The organism is Planobispora rosea (genome assembly GCF_014648175.1).
Lineage (GTDB): Bacteria > Actinomycetota > Actinomycetes > Streptosporangiales > Streptosporangiaceae > Planobispora > Planobispora rosea.
The window spans coordinates 196,368-214,950 of the sequence record NZ_BMQP01000002.1 but is presented as its reverse complement, the minus strand read 5'-3'; the positions used below and the strand labels follow the sequence as shown (position 1 = coordinate 214,950).

Annotated in this window: 13 protein-coding genes; 7 read left to right on the top strand and 6 right to left on the bottom strand. The window is 74.8% G+C overall.

Translation table 11 applies throughout. The annotated features are described in order from the left end of the window. Positions 1-253 precede the first annotated feature (253 nt). The 6 genes from IEZ08_RS02770 to IEZ08_RS02745 all read left to right on the top strand — a co-directional run bounded on the left by IEZ08_RS02770 (position 254) and on the right by IEZ08_RS02745 (position 10,946). The gene (locus IEZ08_RS02770) at positions 254-1,594 is read left to right on the top strand and encodes an SWIM zinc finger family protein (protein WP_068922882.1); all 1,341 of its coding nucleotides are present in this window, start codon (positions 254-256) and stop codon (positions 1,592-1,594) included. Continuing rightward, entirely contained in the window at positions 1,591-4,755 is a 3,165-nt protein-coding gene (locus IEZ08_RS02765) for a DUF7824 domain-containing protein (RefSeq protein ID WP_189241588.1), read from the top strand. The genes IEZ08_RS02770 and IEZ08_RS02765 overlap by 4 nt, the downstream gene beginning before the upstream one ends. Further along, positions 4,752-7,613 (top strand): hypothetical protein, encoded by a 2,862-nt coding sequence (locus IEZ08_RS02760; RefSeq protein WP_189241587.1) that lies wholly within the window; start codon positions 4,752-4,754, stop codon positions 7,611-7,613. Before IEZ08_RS02765 ends, IEZ08_RS02760 begins: the two co-directional genes overlap by 4 nt. Positions 7,614-7,963: 350 nt before the next feature. Continuing rightward, positions 7,964-9,421, top strand: coding sequence for an OmpA family protein (locus IEZ08_RS02755; RefSeq protein WP_229802873.1), 1,458 nt, complete (start codon positions 7,964-7,966; stop codon positions 9,419-9,421). Positions 9,422-9,497: 76 nt separating this feature from the next. Then, entirely contained in the window at positions 9,498-10,217 is a 720-nt protein-coding gene (locus IEZ08_RS02750; RefSeq protein ID WP_189241586.1) for an ArsR/SmtB family transcription factor, read from the top strand. Between the two features lie 231 nt (positions 10,218-10,448). Further along, positions 10,449-10,946, top strand: a complete 498-nt coding sequence (locus IEZ08_RS02745; protein ID WP_189241585.1) for an anthrone oxygenase family protein — start codon at positions 10,449-10,451, stop codon at positions 10,944-10,946. 125 nt (positions 10,947-11,071) lie between these two features. On the opposite strand, the gene IEZ08_RS02740 is transcribed toward IEZ08_RS02745, so the two are convergent. From IEZ08_RS02740 to IEZ08_RS02725, 4 genes are all read right to left on the bottom strand, one after another. After that, positions 11,072-11,428: a GntR family transcriptional regulator gene (locus IEZ08_RS02740; protein WP_189241584.1), complete on the bottom strand. Its 357-nt coding sequence runs from the start codon at positions 11,426-11,428 to the stop codon at positions 11,072-11,074. After that, complete coding sequence (locus IEZ08_RS02735) at positions 11,428-12,432, bottom strand: hypothetical protein (RefSeq protein ID WP_189241583.1); 1,005 nt, start codon at positions 12,430-12,432, stop codon at positions 11,428-11,430. Before IEZ08_RS02735 ends, IEZ08_RS02740 begins: the two co-directional genes overlap by 1 nt. A 144-nt stretch (positions 12,433-12,576) precedes the next feature. Further along, positions 12,577-13,497, bottom strand: a complete 921-nt coding sequence (locus tag IEZ08_RS02730; protein WP_229802872.1) for a nucleoside hydrolase — start codon at positions 13,495-13,497, stop codon at positions 12,577-12,579. A 182-nt stretch (positions 13,498-13,679) separates the two neighbouring features. Beyond that, complete coding sequence (locus IEZ08_RS02725; RefSeq protein WP_373294320.1) at positions 13,680-14,561, bottom strand: helix-turn-helix transcriptional regulator; 882 nt, start codon at positions 14,559-14,561, stop codon at positions 13,680-13,682. Between the two features lie 158 nt (positions 14,562-14,719). Here IEZ08_RS02725 and IEZ08_RS02720 point away from each other — a divergent pair, with 158 nt between their 5' ends. Beyond that, entirely contained in the window at positions 14,720-15,499 is a 780-nt protein-coding gene (locus IEZ08_RS02720) for an SDR family oxidoreductase (RefSeq protein WP_068922889.1), read from the top strand. Positions 15,500-15,573: 74 nt separating this feature from the next. Here the strand turns inward: IEZ08_RS02720 and IEZ08_RS02715 are convergent, their stop codons facing one another. Continuing rightward, positions 15,574-16,695 carry a DUF5925 domain-containing protein gene (locus tag IEZ08_RS02715; protein ID WP_068928674.1) on the bottom strand — a complete coding sequence of 374 codons (1,122 nt, stop codon included), beginning with the start codon at positions 16,693-16,695 and terminating at the stop codon, positions 15,574-15,576. A gap of 54 nt (positions 16,696-16,749) precedes the next feature. Continuing rightward, entirely contained in the window at positions 16,750-18,363 is a 1,614-nt protein-coding gene (locus IEZ08_RS02710; RefSeq protein ID WP_189241581.1) for a serine/threonine-protein kinase, read from the bottom strand. Positions 18,364-18,583 lie beyond the last annotated feature (220 nt).

Below are 18,583 nucleotides of genomic sequence, written 5' to 3'. Positions count from 1 at the left end.
CGGGCGGAACGCCGCCGGCGGAGGACGGCCGGGAGGGGGAGGACCGGGCGGCGGGACACCGGGGGACGGAAAGCCGGGGGACGGGGGAGGCGCCCCCGGCGGAAGAGGTCCTCCGGGGCGGTGACCGATCCGGGAGTGGTCCAATCCGAAAGGCCCCCATCCTCTGTGCGAACGGTGCGCAACCGCGACCCTACCTGGCCTCGCGCCCCGCGTGAACTCGGTTTTGTCAGTGGATCTCTCTACTGTCCGCGGCATGACGAATGCGGTGCAGGCGTACTCCTACGCCGGACCCTCCACGCTCACGGAGGGCCATCTGGGGCTGTCGACGTCCGGAGGCAGGACGGCCACGGGCTTCCTCGACCACCCCCGGTTCTTCAGCGGGCTGCTCACCCAGGCCGCGCCCGCCGCGGCGGGGCTGCTCGCGGTGGCCGACGTGGCGCTGGCCCGCTACCACCGGCCGCAGCCCGGCTTCACCCGCGACCCGGTGGTGACCTGCGGCGGCGACCGTCTCCGCTTCGAGTCCTTCTCCGCCTGCGGCGGCGTCTACGCCCGCCTCGACGTGCTCGGTCCCGCCCTCGACGGGGAGGTGTTCGACCGGGGCACCACCAACGTGGACGTCAACAACCCGCTGCGCGAGGCGCTGGCCAGGGTCGGCGGCCGGGACCCGCTGCACGTGGGCGTCGGCCCCGACGAGCTGACCGTGACCACCGCGGACGGCGCGGTCGTGGAGAAGAAGGTGCCGCTGCCCAGCCGGTGGCTGCGCGGCTTCGCCGAGGTGCAGGTGATCGCCGCCGGCTTCGACCTCCGCGCCGAGCTGCCCGGCCCGCAGGCCGTACGGTTCCTGCGCGGCCTGCCCAAGCGGGCCGCCGCCGAGGTGTGGGCGGTGCCGGCCGGGCGGGAGCTGCGGGTGACGGACCGGGCCGGGGCGGGCGGCGTCCACCTGGCCGGGGTCGGCCGGCTGGCGACGATGACGCGGCTGCTGCGCTTCGCCAAGGCCCTGCGGGTGTACGGCCCCGCCGACGGCTCCGGCTCCAGCGCCTGGGAGCTGGAGCTGCCCGGCATGCGCTACACGCTGGCACTGTCCCCCCAAGCCTGGCGCGGCTTCTCCGGCGAGGGCGCGGTCCTCGACGACCTCTCCCGCGACGAGACGGCCGACGACGCCGACCTGATCGGCGTCCTGCTCAACTTCGAGCCCACCCTGGAGCTCGGCGTGCTCGCCGCGCGCTCCGGCCTGCCGCCGCAGCGGGTCCGCGCCGCCCTCACCCAGCTCGGGACCGCCGGCCGGGTCGGTTACGACCTGGCCGAGGCCGCGCACTTCCACCGCGAGCTGCCCTACGACCGCGCCCACGTCGCGGCGCTCAACCCCCGCCTCACCTCGGCCCGCAAACTGGTCGAGGCGGGCTCCGTCCGGCTGACCGGCGCGGACTCCGCCGAGGTCACCACGGACGGCGGCGTGCGCCGGGTCCGGATGGAGGAGGGCTCGTGCACCTGCGAGTGGTGGTTCGACCACCGCGGCTCGCGCGGCCCCTGCAAGCACGTGCTGGCCGCCCGCATCGCCGTCCGGGAGAACGTCGTCCAGGAGACCCGGGCGTGAGCGTGTGGGAGGAGGTCCGCGCGCTCATCGACGCGGGCGACGCGGACGAGGTCGCGGCCCGGGTCGCGGAGCTGGGCCCGGCGGAGCGGCGCGAGGTGGCCGGGGAACTGCCCGGCCACATCCCCGCGGCCAGGGCGGCGGCGCACCGGGCCGCGGCGGACAAGGAGAGCAGGCTGCTGGCCGAACGCGACCAGGCGGGCAGGCTCCGGAAGCGGGAGTTCATCCGGTACGCCGCCGAGCGCGGGATCGCCCGGGAGGACTACCACCGCCACTGGGCCGCGAGCCGACAGGACGGCTGGGGCGGCGGCTGGGGTGAGAACCCGCACGGCCACTGGCTGCACGGCTGGGGCCCCGACACCATGATGGGCGAACGGGACGCCTGGATCGACCCGATGCGGGCCGCGGGAGCGGGCACCATCGCGGGTGCGGCGGCGGTGGTCTCCTGGCTCAACCGGCGCGAATTCGCCCGCCGGGGATCCCCCGCCGACGCGGTCGGGCCGGTGGTCCGGGCCGTCGCGGCACGCCCGGCCGGGTGGCGGGCCGACCTGGCGGCGCGGCTGGCGCTGAAGGTCAGGGTTGTCCGCGGGGACGTGAGCTGGCACGGTGACCCGGTCGACCGGCACCTGCCGCTGGCACTGGAGCTGTTCCGGCGGCTCGGGACGGCGCCGCCCGAGCACGATCCGCTGGTCGTCGGCTGGGTGACGATGACGCCGGACGCGGACCGGCTGCGCGAGGACCCGCTCCTGGAGGCGCTGCTGCCGAGGATCTTCCAGGCGCAGGGGGTGGGCCGGGCGCTGCGGGAGGAACGGGCCGACCCGCTCGCGCCGGCCTCCTGGCTGGGGACGCTGCGCGCGCTGGCGGCCGAGGGCCGGATCTCCCGGGAGGTGCTGCTGGGCGGCTGCGTGGGACGGTTCCTGCGCGGCGGGGACGCCACCGACCTGCGCTTCTTCGCGCGACTGCACGAGCTGCTGGAGCCGTCGGCGGCAGAGGTGGCCACGCGGAGGCGGGACTACCTGCGGTTGCTGCCGGTGGCACCGGGGCCGGTGGCGGAGCTGGCGCTCAGGCACCTGCGCCGCCTGGACGCTGACCCGGCCGGGACGGTCGACGCCGCCGAGGCGCTGGAACCGGCGGGGACGTCCGGGGCTCCGGAACCGCCGGACCCGGCCGATGCGGTGGAGGCGCTGGAGGGACTGCTGTTCCGGGCCGAGGGCGGCCTGGTGCGGTCCGGGCTGGCCTGGCTGGAGGAACTGCTGAAGGCGGATCCGGGACGGGCCGACGACCTGGCCCCGGCGCTGGCCTCGGCGCTGGGGCACCAGGCGCACGCCGTACAGGAACGGGCCGTGCGCCTGGCGGTCAAGCACGCCGCCGCCTTCACCCCGCTCGGGGCCCGGATGGTGCGGGAGGCGACCGGGCAGCTCCCGCCCGACCTGCACAACCGGGTGGCGGCGGCCTTCGGAGGGGAGCTCCGGGAGGGGCCCGGACCCGGACCGGAGCCGGAGGAGGCCCTCGAACCCCGGGAGATCCCCAGGCTGCCCGCCGCCACGGTGTTCCCGCCGGTGCCGCAGACGCCCCGGGAGGTGGCCGCGCTGTACGGGAAGGACGACTGGACCGCCGCCGAACTGTTCCTCGCCGGGTTCGTCCGGCACGCCGCACGGGACCGGGCCGGGCTCCGCAGCGCACTGGCCCCGCACCGGGCCCCGATCGTGGACAGGGATCTGTGGTGGTATCCGGAAGGGTGGGCCGCCGCGCTCGTGGCGGAGCTCGCCCAGCCCGGGGTGGGATACGTCCCGGAGGGATTCGCCTTCCCGGCCGAGCCCCGGGAAGGCGAATCCCCGGACGAGTCCTGGGGATCCTCCTTCCTGAGCGGAGCCCTCCGGTTCCTGAACGGGGTCAGCCGGGCGGCCGGGATCGCGCCGTTCTCCGCCCCGCCCCGGCCCGCCGCGGAGCACATCCCCGACGCGCGGCAGGCCTCCGCACCGCACCGGTTCATCCTGCACCGGTACGCGGAGATCCTCACCGCGCTGCGGGAGGGCGCGCTCCCGCCGCTGCTGCTGGCCACGCCCACGCTCAGCACCGGCCACCTGGACCCGGCCGAGCTGGTCGCCCGGCTGACGGAGCTTGAGGAGGCGGGAACGGAGCCGCTCCCCGCGGACCTGCTGCAGGCGCTCCTGCGGCTGCCCCGCACGGCCGCCGACCCGGCCGTGACGGCCCGGGCCGCCGGGCTGGCCTCCGCCGCCGGCCGCGAGGCGGCCCGGTGGCTGGCCGGGGACGGGATGCCCGACCCGGAGGTGACCGTCCGGTGGTTCCACGCCTCCGGGCAGGAACACCAGTGGTGGAAGGTCGCGCGAGAGTGGTGGACGGGGGGTGAGCGCCCGGCCGGGCACTGGCTCGACGAGGAGGAACCGGACGGAGAGCTCGAGCGCTGGCAGACGATGGCGGTGGTCTCCATCACCCCGGCCGGTGACACCGGGGTGCCCGGGCGCGCCGTCGCCGGGCTCGCCGCCGAGCTGCTGAGCCCGCCGGTTCCCATCGCCGAGGAGGCGTTCGGGTACTACGGCACGTGCGAGGACTGGTGGCCTGCCGTCCTGCCGTCCCACCGGGAGGTGCTCGCCGCCCACCTGGTCCCGATCCGGTTCTGGTACTACCGGGGAACCGAGTCCCTCCACTGGCGGCTCACCGACCTCGCCGTGCGGCAGGGCCCCGCCGGGCAGGCGACCTCCCTGCTCCTGGCCGAGCGGCTCGCCGGGGGCCCGTCGGAGCAACCGCTCCGCGCCCTGCAGCACCTCGCCGCCACCGGGGAACTGCCCGCCGCACGCCTCGGCGCGGAGTTCGGGCAGCGGGTGCGCCGGTCCTGGGCCAGGATCGAGGACGTGCGGGAGGTCCTGGAGGACACCGCCCGGCAGGGCGCCCACCGCGAGGCCTGGACGATGACCGCCGCGATGGTGCCCGCGATCCTTCCCGCCCCCGGCGTACGGCCCCGCAAGGTCCTCCTGGAGTTCCTCGCCTTCGCCCGCAAGCTCGCCGGATGGGCCGGGGCGCGCGGGGAGATCCCCGAGGTCGCGGCGGTGGCCGCCCGGCGGGGTGACAACCGGCTGCTGCGGGAGTGCCGCAGCCTGCACGCGCTTCTGACGTCCCCGGCGCGGACGGGGGACGAGTCATGACGGCGCCCGGGGCGGAGCCGTACGGCGGGCAGGAGCGCGGGGGAGCCTGGCCGGAGATCCGGAGGCTGATCGACGCCGGGCGGGCCGGGGCGGTGGCCGAGCGGGTCACCGGGCTCAGCGCGGCGGAGCGCAGGCAGGTCGCCGCGGAGTTGCCCGGCCACCTGCGCACGTCGCGGGCCGCCCGCGGTCCCTGGGCCGGTCTCGGCGCGTGCGGGGAGGCGCTGCTCCTGGCCGGGGCGGGCACGATCGGCGGGGCGGCGGCCGTCGCCTCCTGGCTGGGCCGGGCCGAGTTCGCCGCGGTGCGCGAGGCGGGCCCGCTGGCCGGGGTGCTGGCCCTGCGGTCCCGGGAGTGGCAGGCCGACGTCGCCGTACGGCTGGCGTCACGGGTACGCCCGGACCGCGACGCGGCCCTCGTCCTGGACCTGCTGCGCGTCCTCGGGGTCGAACCGCCCCCGCACGATCCGCTGGTCGTCGCCTGGGGGAACGAGTGGAGGGTCCGATGGGAAGGCGATCTGGCCGAGGACCCGCTGCTGGCGACGATGGCGCCGAGACTCTTCGAGGCCGAGGGCGTCGGCCGGTCCCTGCGGGGGGACACCGGCGATCACCACGTCTCGCTGCTGGCCCGTCTGGTCAGGGCCGCGGCCGGCGGCGCGGTCTCCCGCGGGATGTTGCTGGACGGGTGCGTCCGCCGCTTCCTGCGCGGTGGAGAGAGCGCGGACCTGCGGTTCTTCGTCCGCCTCCACCGGGCGCTGGAACCGCTCCCGGCCGAGGTCGCCGTCCACGCCCGCGACTACCTGCGGCTGATCCCCGCCGCGCCCGGCCCGATCGCCGAGCTCGCCCTGCGCCAGGCCCGGGAGATCACGGGGCACACGGGGCTCGTGGAGCTCGACCCGGCCGACCTGGCCGACCTGGCCGAGGGGATGGAGTCGGCGGTGTTCCGGCCGGAGCGCAAGCTGGCGCGGGCCGGGCTCACCTGGCTCGACCGGACGGTGCGCCGCATGCCCGATCTGGCCGACGATCTCGCCCCCGCGCTGGTCACGGCCCTCGGCCATGAGGAGCGCGACATCCGCGAGTACGGGGTCCGGATCGCGGCCAGGCACGCCGGGCGCTTCAGCCCCGCCGCGGTGGAGCTTCTCACCGGGGCCGGGGCCGGCCTCCCCCCGGAGCTGACCGCCCGTCTGGCGGTCGCCTTCGGTGCCGGGTCCCCCGACCCCGCCGGATCTCCCGGACCTGCCGGATCTCCCGACCTCGGGGAGACCTGCGATCCCTCGGAGGCGGCACGGGCAGCGCGGGCGACCGGTCCGCGCGCCCGGCGGGCGAGTCCCGTCCCGGCCGAGCTGCCCGCCCCGCTGCCGCCCATGCCGCTCCCGCCGCCGCCCGCCACCCCCGAGGAGCTGGAGCTCCTGCGCGACTCCGGCGGCTGGGCGGCGGCCGAACGTTACCTCGCCGGGTTCGTCCGTCTCCTCGCCCTCGATCCCGAGGGCCTGCGCGCGAACCTCGCGGCGAACCCGCCCCGGGCGGGCCTGCGCCTCTTCCGGAAGAGCAGCTGGCGCTGGGTGGACGACTGGATCTCCGCCCTCGGCTGGGAGGCCGCCGAACCGGGGGCGGAACAGACCTGGAGCCCCTCCCCGCCGTCGATCCCCAGGCGGATCGACATCACCGCGCGCTGGGACGAGGAGGAGCCGGCACCCGCCACCCCGGCCGACCGGGTCAGGCGCCGGGTGCCCGGCGCGGGGGAGATCTCGGCTCCACACCGGTTCCTCCTGCTGCGGTGCGCGGAACTCCTCGGCGCGCTCATCGAGGGTCGGTTGCCCCCGCTGCTGCTGGCCACGCCCACGCTCATGAACGGACATCTGGAGGCGGCGGAACTGGTGGCCCGGCTGGAGGCTCTGGAGGCGGCGGGGGCCGAGCCGCTGGAGGCCGACTTCCAGCAGGCGCTGCTGCGGCTGCCGCGGCGGGTGGACCCGGAGACGGCGGCGCGGGCGGAGCGGCTGACCTCGTGGGCGGGACGGCGGGCCGCGCGCCGGCTGGCGGAGGGCCCGCTGCCCGACCCCGTGGTGACGGTGCGCCGGCCCGGCGCCGACGCCGGAGCCGGGTGGAGGACGGGTCCCGCCGGATCGGCGTCGCCGCTCCCACCGGCTCCGGCCTGGTCCCCGCCGGCTGCGGGGCCGTCCGGGGACCGTACGCCCAGGGTGTCCGCCGAGGCGGTCCCGACGGGCCTGCACCTGGTCGACGCCCTGATGGACGGCGCCGGCCGGGCACCCGAAGGCGGCGGCGGGCACATGGGCTGGTGGACGGCGGTCATGCCCTCGCACCCGGAGGTGGTCGCCGCGCACCTGATGGCCTACCTGGCGCCGAACTGGGACAGGACGCAAGCGGAGGCCCGGTCCCCGGCGGAGCTGGCCCAGTCCGACGGCCCGGCCGGGCCCGCGCTCGCCCTGCTGCTCGCCTACCGGCTCACCGGCAGCGACCGCGACGGCGTCCTGCGCGAGCTGCTCGCACTCGCCGCCCGCGACCGGCTGCCCGCCGCCGACCTGGGCGAGCAGCTCGCGGCCAGGGTCCGGTGGGAGGGGCTCGTCATCGGCGATGTCACGTCGCCGCTGGAGCAGGCCGCGCACCGGGGCGCCTACCGGGACGTCTGGACGGTGGTCGCCGCGATGCTCCCCCGCCTGCTGCCGGACCCCGGGCGGCAGGCGCTCCGCGGGCTGCCCGGCCTGGTCGAGCTGGGCGTCGCCGCCGCCGGATGGGCCGGGGCGCGCGGAGAGACCCCCGAGGTCGCGGCGGTCGCCGCCCGCCCCGGTCCCGGCAGCCTCACCCGCCGGTGCCGCCGCCTGCACACCCTCCTCACCCGCTCCTGACCGGCCGAGTCCACGGCGAGGGCCGGGTGCACGGTGTCCTCCCGCGGTGCGTTCTCGCGGGATGCCGAACCGATATCCCGTGACGCGCGTCTCATCTGGCGTCGATCTCACAGTTGATCATTCGACGACGCTTGAGGATGGACGAAATGTCGAAATATGGAAAAGGGCTGCTCGTCCTGGCGCTGGCAGTCACCGGATGTGGCGCTGCCGGACAGCCGGAGGGAACGAGCGGCTCCCCGCCGGCGACGAGTTCTCCGCCGCCTGCGGCCTCGACCCCGGCGCCTTCGATCCCCTCGGCCGCGACTCCGGATCCGGGCACGTCCCCGCCCGGGGAACGGCCCGCGGGCGGCGTGCTGGGGGCGCGTCCGCTCTCGGTCGGCAAGGGCGTCACGGTCGAGCTGCTGGCGCTGGACCGGGTCTCGCCGCAGCGGGTGGTCGCCCGCTGGCGGCTCCGCAACGACCTGGACCGGGACCACGAGTTCGGCGCGACGCTGACCATCCCGTGGAACACCCCCCTGCTGCACAGCAACTCCATCGGCGGAGTCTCGCTCGTCGACGGCAAGTACGGCCGGCGGCACCTCCCCCTGGGATACGTCGGCGGCGACTGCCTGTGCACGCGCAGCTGGCCCCGGGTCAAGGCGCACTCCACCTACGACCTGGTGGCCGTGTTCCCCGCCCCGCCCGCCGACGTCACGCACGTGGACGTGCTCTTCGGGCCGGCGCCGCCGTTCCTCGACATCCCGCTCGGGGCCGCGCCGCCCGAGCCGCTGAGGGTGACGGAGGGCCGCGACGAACCCGTTGATCCCCTCTCGGCAGGGGCGGGCGAGCCGCAGGTGCTCCGGCTCGTCAACCAGGTGGAGGAGGCGGCCAAGGCGCGTGACGACGACGGCGAGCGGGTCTCGGTACGGCTCTCCGCCGACGTGCTGTTCGCGGTGGACAAGGCTGAGCTCGATCCCCGCGCGCGGGCCGTGCTCAAGGAGGTGGCGAGCGAGATCGACCAGTCCGGGGGCGACACGGTCACCGTCGAGGGCCACGCCGACACCACCGGCACCGACGCGGTCAACGACCCGCTCTCGGCCCGGCGCGCGCGCAGCGTCGAGACGGCGCTGCGCCGGCTGGTCACCCGGGACGGCCTGACCTACCGGTCACGGGGGTACGGCTCGCGCCGCCCCATCGCCCCGAACAACGAGGAGGAGGGACGCCGCCTCAACCGGCGCGTGACCGTGATCTTCACTCGCCCTCGCCCGGCCGGACCCGGAAACCCGTCCGCGAGCCCGACCGCGAGCGCGTCGGTGAGCCCGTCGAGCCCGTCCGCGCCCTCCGGCGCGCAGGCGAGCGCGCCGCCGCCGGGCGCGAACACGGCCGAGCTGCCGGTGCTCGCGACCGCGTCCGCCGGCACCCCGCCGTGGATCGGGAAGAACAGCTGGCCCAAGCGCGCGGAGGTGGACATCAACGAGCTCCGGCGCGACGCCGGCGGGTATGTGACGCTCACCTGGACGATACGCAACGACGACGACGCCACGATCAACGCCTGGAGCTCCTCCTACGACTGGTTCAGCGTCTACGCCGAGGCCAGTACCAGCGCGGCGGCCCTGGTCTCCGGTGAGCGGCGCTACCGGGCCGTGCGCGACGCCGACCACAACTCCAGCCTCGGCCCCAACCTGCTGTCCACCCCCTACGACCAGTACATGGTGGAGAAGGGCGAGCAGTACACCCTGTGGGCGATGTTCAAGCCGCCCGCCGACCTCTCCCACGTCACCGTGCAGATCCCCGGCTTCGAGCCCGTCCCCGACGTGCCGATCTCGTAGGCTCCGGCCGTACGGGATCGCTCCGGGGCCCGATGTTTCGGCAGGCGCCGAAGCATCGACGGTGATAATCGAGCGTATGGACACCCCGCACGCACACCCGGCAGGAACCGACCTGGCCTCCGTGGCCAGGCTCCTGGCCGACGGCACCCGCGCGAGCTTCTGCGTGGCCCTGCTCGACGGCCGGGCGTGGACGGCGACCGAGCTGGCGCGGCACGCGGGGGTCGCCGCCTCGACCGCGACCGAGCACCTGAACGCGCTCGTGCGCGGGAACCTGCTCGCCGAGGAACGGCAGGGCAGGCACCGCTACGTGCGGCTGGCGGGCCCCCACGTCGCCGAGCTGATCGAGGGCCTCGCCGCGATGGCGCCCGGCCGCGCCTCGCCGCCCCGTTCCCTGTCGGCGGCCGGCCGCCGGAAGGCGCTCGCCCACGCCCGCACCTGCTACGACCACCTCGCCGGGGCGGTCGCGGTCGCGATCACCGACACGATGACGGAGCGGGGACTGCTGGACTGGGAGCACGGGCTCAGGCTCACCGGCGACGGAGAGGCGTGGCTCGGACGGCTCGGCGTCACCGTCCCGGCGGGCACCCGGCGGCCGTCCGTACGGTCGTGCCTGGACTGGACGGAGCGCCGCTCCCACCTGGCGGGCGCCGTCGGCGCCGCCATGTGCCGCCACGCGTTCGACGCGGGGTGGATCACCCGCATCGGCACCACACGCGCCGTGGCGGTCACGGCCGCCGGCCGCCAGGCGCTCCGGGACCACCTCGGCCTGCCCGCGGAACTCCTCTCTCGGAAGTGAGCACGGTCCCGGGAGAGCCCGGGCGACCTTGAGAGCACCCGGGGCGTCCCGGGAGACTCCGCCCGGACCCGGACCGTGCTCCATCGTCATCCCTTCTCGCGGACTCCGCCGGATGAGTCTTCGCTACTCCCGGTGTCGTAGATCGGCCGGTCGCTGCTCCGAGCGCGGTAGCGGTGGATGACTCCCCCGGTGGGACGCCCCCGGCCGGCGGCCGGAGGACGATTCTGGATCATGAGAACCCCAGTCAGATACGTCCACGGGGCCGCGTTGCTGGCCACGGGGCTGCTCGCGGGTGCCTTCGGGTACGGCGCGGCCAACGTGATCCCCACCTTCAGGGCCGTCCCGATGGATGTGCGCCTGACCTTCCACACCACGATGATGAAGGTCAACGAGCCGGTTATGCAGAGCGCGATGGCGCTGGCCATCCTGACCTCCTTCGGCCTGGCGGTCGCCGCCCGCGGCCGATCGCGGCGGCTGGCCCTCGGCGCCGGCGCGCTGACGCTGACCGCGTTGCTGATCACCGTGCTCGGCAACATCCCGCTGCACGCGCACTTCCGGCAGTGGGCGGCCGGTGCGGTCCCGGCCGGACACGCCGAGATCATCCAGCGATGGGAGCTGTTCCACACCCTCCGCACGCTGGCCGCGCTGATCGCGTTCGCGCTGCTCGTCGCCATCGCCGTCCTCACCCGGCCGGCTCCGCGGCCCGGGGCGCTCCAGGTCGGATCGTGACGGCGTGTTCGGATCAGATGACGGCGGATCGTCCAGGCCGCGGACGGTACCCGCCAGGCCACTGCCCGGCGAGGGCGCCGACGGCGCAATCTCCGATCAGCTTCGGTGGCCGGGTGCTCCAGTGCTCACCGTTCCAGTGCCTCCCGGACCGCGGCCAGTGCCTCCTCCTCGGATGCTCCGGTCTGCCGGGCAGCCCTGGCGAACTCCTCGGCCGCCGCGGCGAGCCGGAGGCGGAGCTGGTCGGCTGCGCCGGTGATGACAGCCGTCCGGCCACGGCGCAGCTCCACCAGTCCCTCGTCACGGAGTTGCTGGTAACCGCGGAGGACGGTGTGCAGGTTGATGCCGAGGGCGGCGGCCACGGCACGCGCGGAGGGGAGCCGGTCGCCGGGCGCAGCCATGCCGCCGGCCAGCGCGGTACGGACCGAACCGGCCACCTGATCGGCGAGCGGCTGGGCCGACGAGGGGTCAACTGTGATCAGCACTATGCCGTTCCCGCCTGCCGTTGTCTGCGCAGCCATCCGTTGACCAGCGCGGCGGCTGTCTCCGCCTCACGTGTGGAGTACACGAACCACCGGTCGTCGGCGAGGGACAGGGCGAGCACCGGCCCCTTCCCACTGACGATGCCCCAGCCCGCCGTGTCGTCATCCAGTTTGTACCGTCCGACGGGGGCCTCGCTCCTGACCTCGGCGAACCGGATCGACCGGTAGGGCACTGTCCGCCGCAGGAAGGACAGCCAGGGGACTCGCACCGTGACCCCCGAGCCGTCGATCTGCAGGTGGGTGCGTGCCTGCGCCGCCTCGAAAAACGTCAGCAGCACAAGCAGCACCGTGCCCTTCCACGAGCCGGGACCGGAGCCGTCGGGCACGGTCAGCACGATGACCACGACCAGCACCGCGGTCTCCAGCAGCTTGCGCATCGACCAGGCCGACGCCGTGAACACGGCACGCTGCCGCGGGCCGAGCGCCATCACGGGCGCATTCGACGGTGGCCCGGCGGTGGTCTCGGGCGACGGCGGAAGCGGGCCCGCCGCAACCCAGCCGAGTACGAGCGCCCCCGCGCCGACGGAGATCTCCACTGCCAGGTGCCAGCCGGGCGGGCCCGCCGGGCCGGAGCCACCGGCCGCCGTGAGCATCTGCAACATGCCCGGCGCCGGGATGGACAGGCCGACGAAGAAGCTGACGGCCACCAGGACTCGCTGGGCCTGCGGCAGATTCCAGTAGCGCAGGAACGCGATGAGGAACACCACTTCGAACCAGGCCAGAACCACGAAGGATCGCTCCGCGGACCAGCCCCGCCAGGTGGATTCGCCCGAGGCGCCGACGGGTCGGCCGTGGCTGGGCAGGTGCTCGCCGTACAGGGTGGTCAGGAGCAGGGGAACGACCGAGAAGAACAGCAGGCCGGAGGCCGTCAGGATCAGCCGGCGCCGCCGCCCCGGCGCGGCATGGCCGGAGGAGCGGGAAGCCGCGGAGGGCACAGGAATGATCATGACCCAGCCTCAATCTGTTTGATGTTGAATATAACACTTCAAACAGTTTTGGAAAGGGTGGGAGCGGGACGTCGGCTCCGCGCCGAGGATGCACTCGTGTGGTGGGAGGGGGAAGACGCGTGGGAACCGCCGGTGCTGCGGGACTCAGGCCGCGGCGGGAGGCGGCACGGTGCCCGCCGGGGCCTGGCCGATGAAGGTCTGGAAGAGCCGCTCGTGGTCGATCCCGACCGTGATGAACGTCCCGCTGCCGACGGCCGGGAGCGCGCCCCACGCGCCGCTCTCGTCCTGGACCATCTCGACCTCCGCCCAGGCGGCGATGGCCGCGTCGACGGCGACGCAGGCCGCGGTGGGATCGTGCAGCAGCTTCCCGCCCGGTTTCTTGCGCAGGTAGTGCTCCATGCCGTCGAACAGCAGGGCCAGACCGGCTGAACGGTCCCGTACGGGCCGCAGCCGCTCGTGGAAGCGCCGGTCGTAGACGACGCCGTGGGTGACGTTCTTGGAGACCAGCTCCCGCCGTCCGATGCGGTCGCCCGAGGACAGCGCGAGCCGGGCGGCCCGGGGCTCGCCGTTGAAGTTGAACGTCGGGCAGGTGAGGCGGCCGTCGAACTTGGGCAGCCGGTGCCCGGGCGGCACGACGTTGTCCCCGGCGAACCCGCCCTGGGCCACCCAGCGGCTCAGCCGTGCCTGCGGGTGCTCGCCGAGCAACCGGCCGAGGTTGCGCAGAGGGCCGCCGGTGAGGAGGGTGGCCTCCGGATGGTGGCGCAGGGTCCGGTCGATCAACTCCGCGGGCGAGGCGTCCGCCGGGGCGGCGGCGGAGGAGCCGAGCCAGCGGTGGTGGAAGGCCGACACGTGGTCCTTGCCGGTTCCGGGATCGCCGGCGCCGACCGGGACGTCGTGGCGCTCCAGTCGTCCGAGCACGAGCTTGACCAGTCCGACCTGGGCGGGAGAGCCGGGGGTGACGGTGACGGCGCGCAGCCGTACCGCCGGATGCGTCGCCACCAGGCAGAGGGTCAGAATGTCGTCGGGATCCTGGGTCTCCAGGTCCAAGAGCAGATCCAATGTCACGCGGCGCCGCCTCATTCCGGCTGGGAGTCCTAAACGTCCACTTACGGTATTGATTGCCGGAAAAAGAGCGCGAGTCATTTTGTCACGCGGCCCCACCGGGCGAGCCGGACGGACGCGGCGCCCGCTCATCGCCCGCCCCTCCGCCGCCCCTCCGCCGATCGCCCGGGCGGCGGCCGCCGGGCTCATCGGGCGGGCCGCTGCGCGTGCCGGTCCGGCCGGCTGGTCTCCCCCGCCCGCCAGCTGCCCAGCAGCCGCAGCGAGGCCTCCGAGGCGGAGCCGGCCTCGGCGGTGTAGACGACGAGCACCTGGTCGGGGTCGTCGGGCAGGCGCAGCGACTCGTAGTCCAGCACGAGCTCGCCGACCAGCGGGTTGCGCACCACCTTGCGGCCGTTGGTCTTGTCCTTGACGTTGTGGTCGGCCCACCACCGGCGGAAGTCCTCGCTCTTGACCGACAGCTCGCCGACCAGCGCGGCCAGCTGGGGGTCGTCCGGATAGGCCCCGGCCCGCAACCGCAGATGGGCCACCGTCTCCTGCGCCTTGGCCCGCCAGTCGGCGAACAGCGCCCGGACGTCCTCGTTCAGGAAGATCATCCGTGCCCAGTTGCGCTCCGCCGGCGGCAGCGCGCCGAAGTCGACGAACGCCGCGGCGGCCATCCGGTTCCAGGCGAGAACGTCCCCGCGGCGTCCGATGATGTAGGCCGGGATGCCCTCGGCCATGTCCAGCAGCCGCTGAAGCCCCGGGCGCACCCGCTCCGCGCGGGGCGCGGGACGGCGCCGGGCGGGCGCCGGGCGGGCGAGGTTGCCCAGGTGCGCACGCTCGTCCTCGCTCAACCGCAGCGCGCGCGCCACCGCCTCCAGGACCTCCTCGGAGACGTTGTTCGTCCGGCCCTGCTCCAGCCGCACGTAGTAGTCCACGCTCACCCCGGCGAGCTGGGCCAGCTCCTCCCTGCGCAGCCCGGGGACGCGGCGGCGGGCACCGCCGAACGGCTGCAGCCCCACGTCCTCGGGCCGCAGCCGGGCCCGGCGGGTCCGCAGGAACTCGGCCAGCTCCGCACGTGTGTTCACGGCGTTCAGTATGGACGCTCCCGTCCGCCTCATCCTGGTTCTGTCAGACCCAGGTTCGCCGGATCCCGGTGGGGCAGGACTCTGGGTCGTCCGCGGCGGCTCTCGCAGCATGGTGTCCGCGAAAGCGAACACCCGATGTCTGAAGGGAACCGAGAGCGATGACCGTCACCGCTGTACAGACCACCTCCGCCGGCCTGCCGCTGACCGGCCGCGTCGCCGTCGTCACCGGCGCCTCCAGCGGGATCGGCGCCGCCACCGCCCGGGTGCTGGCCGCCCGGGGCGCCCGGGTGGCGCTGCTGGCCCGCCGCGCCGACCGGCTCGACGGCCTCGCCGCCGAGCTGGGGGAGGCGGCCCTGCCGGTCCGGGTCGACGTCGCCGACCCCGCCTCGGTGGAGGCGGGCGCCGCCCGGATCGCCGACGGGCTCGGCCGGGTCGACCTGGTGGTCAACAACGCCGGCGTGATGCTGGCCGCGCCCTTCGCCGACCGCCGTACCGGCGACTGGCAGCGCATGATCGACACCAACCTCACCGGCGCGCTGCGCGTGGTCGACGCCTTCCTGCCCGATCTGCTGGCCGCCGCGGCCGACGGCCGTACCGCCGACCTGGTCAACATCTCCTCGGTCGCGGCCCACGCCGCCTTCCCGAGCTTCGCGGTCTACTGCGCGACGAAGGCCGCCGTGTCCCACTTCTCCCGCAACCTGCGCACCGAACTCGGTCCGCGCAAGGTCCGCGTGACCACCATCGAGCCCGGCCTGGTGGCCACCGAGTTGCAGGGGCACGTCGACCACCCGGACGCGAACGCGCTGATCGACGACTGGCGCGGGGCCTTCGACTGGCTGTCGGACGCCGACCTGGCGGAGCTGGTCGCCTTCACCGTCGCGCGCCCCCGGCACGTCAACTTCCCGCAGATCGTGGTCATGCCCACCGAGCAGGTGTGAGGTGATCCCGTCGGAGCACGGGTGACTCCGGGCTCCGGACGGGACGCCCCTCAGAGGTAGCGGTATCAGAGGTATCAGAGGTAGAGGCCGGTGGTGTCGGGGGCGGTGGCCTGGGAGGAGGCCACGCCGTCGCGCAGGGCGAACAGCTCGGCGAGGGTGGCGCCCGAGGGGGACAGGCCCTCGGCGGTGCCGAGCCAGGCGGCCGCCTCGTCGTACGGGAGCGCGTCCACCTCGACCTGGGCCAGGCAGCGCCCCGGGCGGACCACGGCCGGGTGGAGGCGGGCCAGGTCCTCGTTGGTGGTGATGGCGACCAGGACGTCGCGGCCCTGGCCGAGGAGGCCGTCGGTCAGGTTGAGCAGGCGGGACAGCCCCTGGCCCGCCGCCTCCTTCGCGCCGCCCCTGATCAGCTCGTCGCAGTCCTCCAGCACCAGCAGGCGCCACTTCTCGCCGTCCTCGCCGTCGTCGTGGGAGTCGACGCCGACGGCCACCTCCATCAGGTAGCCGGGGGAGCCGAACAGCCGCTCAGGGTCGAGCACGCAGTCCACCTGGCACCAGGACCGCCACTCGTGGGCGAGCGTGCGCAGCAGTGTGGTCTTGCCGGTGCCCGGCGGGCCGTGCAGCAGGATCAGGCGGCCGTGGACGTCGTCCGGGGTGAGGGACATCAGGCGGGAGAGCGGGGTGTGCAGGGATCTGGCGTAGTTGCCGCGCACCTCCGCCCACGGGGAGGCGGTGATCGGCTTGCCGGAGCGGCGGCTGCCGTGGCCGCTGTGCCACCAGAAGCCCATCACGACGTGGTCGCTCTCCGGGGCGGGCTCCGTCGCGCCCTCGGAGACCTCCGCGATCACCGACCGGGCGAGTTCCTCGGTGACCGCGGTCACGCTGACCGTGGCGGACCGGTTCTTGTACCGGATCACGCGCAGCGTCCAGCCCTCCCCGGTCACCAGGCGCGACTCCCGGCCGTCCTCCTCCCGGGCCGCCCGGACGAGCGTCCCGCCGGCGGGCATGAGCGCGGCGTCGGCGCGGACCCGCTCCAGGCTCGCCGTACGGGCCCAGGGCTGGGCGCCGGTGGCGAACGGGGACAGCGCGAGGGCGTCGATGACGTCGACGGGGTTGTCGGCGTCATCGAGGTAGATGTTCATCGGCAGCTCCGCCGGGCGCTGCTCCGGTGCGAAACGTACCTCCTTCAACACGGACATGACGACCATGATCCCGCCCACTGCCGCGGAGGTCGAAGGGTTTTACGATCCGCGTCACGACTCCTTGGACAGGTCACCGGTCTCGGTGACGAGGCCCAGTCCGGGCTGGTCCTTCCACGTGTAGGTGAGCAGGTCGCCCTTCTTGGCGAGCCAGACGGTCCCCGCGATGCAGCCGCCGCTGTTGGCTCCCAGCGCGAAGATCAGAGTGTCCTTCTCGACCTTCTGCAGGGTGATCCGGCCGGTGCACCCGTTTCCCGGCTCGGCCCAGCCCGCGTCCGCCCTGCCCGCTTCGAGTTCCACCTCGATCCGTTTGGGGCCCGGTGCGATCGGGTTGGTCGAGGTGATGCCGTCACCGGACCACTTGCCCGCGAAGGAGGCGGGGATCTTGGGCCCGTTCCCGGCAGGAGAGGGGTCGGTGTTCTCGGAGGGCTCCGCGGACGCGGTCTCGCCCGGGGCGGGGGCGGTGCTCTCGGCCGCCGGGAGGTCAGTCGCGCTCGGCGGCGCGGTGCTCCGGCCGGATGCGCCGGAGAGCCCGGGACCGCCGAAGGCGAACCAGGCGACGACCCCGGCGACGGTCAGCACGGCCACCGCCACCAGGACCGAGCCGACCACGAGCCCCCGGGAGCGCTTCCGCCCCGCCTGGGTGGTGAGGGCGGACCGGCCGGGGCCGGTCGCCTCCGGACCGGCGGGGAAACCGGGGGCGGAACGGGGATCGTTCGCCGCGGCGGGAAAGCCGGTGGAGGCCGGACCGGCCGGACCGGCCGGACCGGGCCCGTCCGGGTGCCCCGGGGCGCCGGTGCCGTCCGGAGGACCGCCGGGGGAGGCGATCACGCTGCCGATCCGCACCAGGTCCTCGGTGGAGGGCGGGGTGCGCGTGCCCGGGTCCACCAGCCCGATCATCAGATCGCGGGCGGTGGGGCGGCGGGCGGGGTCCTTGTCGAGGCAGGAGGCGATCAGCGCGCCGTACCGGGCGGGCAGCGCCGACAGGTCCGGATGGTGGGTGAGGACGCGGTGCAGCACGGCGGGCACGGTGTCGGCCCCGAACGGCGGACGCCCGCTCGCCGCGTAGACCATGGTCGCCGCCCAGGCGAACACGTCGGAGGCGGGCGAGGCCGGGGAACCGGAGATCTGCTCGGGGGACAGGTAGGCCGGGGTGCCGACCAGCCCGGAGGTGTGGGTGGCCGCGGCCTCGTCCCGGGCGATGCCGAAGTCCACCACCCGGGGGCCGTCCGGGCCGAGCAGCACGTTGGCGGGCTTGAAGTCGCGGTGGACGACCCCGGCGGCGTGGATCGCGGCCAGGGCGGTGGCGGTGCCGACGACCAGGCGCTCCAGCTCGCCGCCGCGCAGCGGGCCGCCCCGCTTGACGCGCTGCTCGAGGGAGGGGCCGTCGACGAACTCGCTGACCACGTAGGGCCGCGGCCCGTCCACCGAGGCGGTCAGCACGCGCGCCGTGCAGAACGTGGCGATGCTCTCCAGCGCCGCCAGCTCCCGGGCGAGCCGCCGGCGGGACTCCGGGTCCGCGCGGAACAGCAGCTTGACCGCGACCGGCTCGCCGTCGGGCGCGTGCCCCAGGTAGACGACGCCCTGGCCGCCCTCTCCGAGCCGTCCGGCCAGCTGGAACGCGCCGAGCCGTACGGGGTCGCCGGGGACGAGGGGAGTGGCCGTCACGGAGGCAAGGCTAGCGATACCGGATGGTACGGGCATAGTGCGGGTTTAACGATGCCAGAGGTGGAGAGTGGGGCGTGGTCAATTTTTCGGAGGTGTGCCGTACTGATATGCAAGCTAGATCAATGGGTAAACCTCCTGGCGTGCGGTGCGTCACCTATTACGCTCCGATTAGGCGCGATTGCTCAACCCCCTGGAGATTTCTGTGCCCATCGACCTCGTG

Excerpts from the sequence above, each read along its gene's own strand:
- IEZ08_RS02770 (WP_068922882.1), top strand. The coding sequence starts at position 254 with ATGACGAATGCGGTGCAGGCGTACTCCTACGCCGGACCCTCCACGCTC.
- IEZ08_RS02760 (WP_189241587.1), top strand. The coding sequence starts at position 4,752 with ATGACGGCGCCCGGGGCGGAGCCGTACGGCGGGCAGGAGCGCGGGGGA.
- IEZ08_RS02750 (WP_189241586.1), top strand. The coding sequence starts at position 9,498 with ATGGACACCCCGCACGCACACCCGGCAGGAACCGACCTGGCCTCCGTG.
- IEZ08_RS02745 (WP_189241585.1), top strand. The coding sequence starts at position 10,449 with ATGAGAACCCCAGTCAGATACGTCCACGGGGCCGCGTTGCTGGCCACG.
- IEZ08_RS02735 (WP_189241583.1), bottom strand. The coding sequence starts at position 12,432 with ATGATCATTCCTGTGCCCTCCGCGGCTTCCCGCTCCTCCGGCCATGCC.
- IEZ08_RS02720 (WP_068922889.1), top strand. The coding sequence starts at position 14,720 with ATGACCGTCACCGCTGTACAGACCACCTCCGCCGGCCTGCCGCTGACC.
- IEZ08_RS02715 (WP_068928674.1), bottom strand. The coding sequence starts at position 16,695 with ATGTCCGTGTTGAAGGAGGTACGTTTCGCACCGGAGCAGCGCCCGGCG.